The organism is Peptoniphilus indolicus ATCC 29427 (assembly GCF_000227315.1).
GTDB lineage: Bacteria > Bacillota > Clostridia > Tissierellales > Peptoniphilaceae > Peptoniphilus > Peptoniphilus indolicus.
The window spans coordinates 1-1,227 of the sequence record NZ_JH165119.1 but is presented as its reverse complement, the minus strand read 5'-3'; the positions used below and the strand labels follow the sequence as shown (position 1 = coordinate 1,227).

At 27.9% G+C, this 1,227-nt stretch carries 1 protein-coding gene; it reads right to left on the bottom strand.

The annotated features are described in order from the left end of the window. Window positions 1-31: 31 nt before the first annotated feature. Window positions 32-1,084, bottom strand: coding sequence for a hemolysin family protein (locus tag HMPREF9129_RS10220; RefSeq protein ID WP_257009296.1), 1,053 nt, complete (start codon window positions 1,082-1,084; stop codon window positions 32-34). Window positions 1,085-1,227: the final 143 nt, after the last annotated feature.

The window sequence follows — 1,227 nt, the reverse complement described above, 5'->3', positions numbered from 1 at the left end:
ATCTATAAAGGAATTAGGTGCATTAATTTTACTATATTTTTAATATTAACTTTTCTATTCTATTCTTAGAACATTTGTGAATTATAAATTTTAAATTATCAACGGAAATAACTTCTCCTTGAGTTGGGAAACGGTCAAGCTTTTCAATTAAAAATCCAGCAATTGAATCATTTTCATCACTTTTTAAATTGAGACCTAGTAAACGGTCAACTTCTTCTAAATTCATAGAGCCATCTATAAGATACTCTTTAGGAGCAATTTTTATTATTTCCTCATCTTCGTCTTCATCAAATTCATCCGATATAGAGCCGACAATTTTTTCTATTAAATCTTCAATAGTTATCATGCCTTCAGTACCACCATACTCATCAGTGACGATTGCAACGGAGACCCTTTTAGCTCTCATTTCATTAAAAAGAGGACCAATTGGTTTGTATTCAAAAGTATAGAATGGAGATTTTAAAATTTCCAAATTATCCTTTAATATAAAGTTTGAGTCAAACTTCAATAAATCTTTTACGTGAAGTATTCCGTATACATCATCTAAATCATCACCAAAAACAGGCATTCTTGAAAAAGATTCTTCTTGAACTACTCTCACTATTTCATCGTAAGTTGAGTTTATACTAAGTCCAACTATATCAGTTCTTGGAGTCATGGTATCTTTAGCTATACTTCCTCTAAAATCCATGACATTTTCAATTATTAAAGATTCACTTTTATCTAAAATTCCTTCTTCATAGCCCAAAGACACAGCATCAAATAGTTCATCTTCTGTAATTAATGGTTCTTTATAGTCTTTATCTCCACCGGTTATTTTAATAAGTACATTTGAAAGAAATCCTATTATAAATATAAATGGTTTAGCTATTGAAATAGAAATTTTTAAGAAAGAAGATTTTTTAGCTATAACTGTTTCATATTTTTGAATACCCATTGATTTTGGCCAAGTTTCTCCAATTATGATTATCAACATAGGAGATAGTACTGCTGATACTATAAAACCTATGTAATCATACAAATTATATAAGAATAAACTAAGAGAAACAGAAGCTAATATATTTGAAACGTAATCGCAGAACATTATTGAATGGTACAGTTTTAGGATGTTCATACAAATTTTTTAACAAGTTCAAAATTTATTGAATCTTCTTCTTCTAGTCTTTTTAATTTAAAACTCGAAAGAGTTAAGTAAGAATTTTCTATTAAAGTATATTCAATGAAAAA

What these genes read in the sequence shown, in the direction of transcription:
- HMPREF9129_RS10220 (WP_257009296.1), bottom strand. Translation starts at nt 1,084, where the DNA reads ATGTTCTGCGATTACGTTTCAAATATATTAGCTTCTGTTTCTCTTAGT.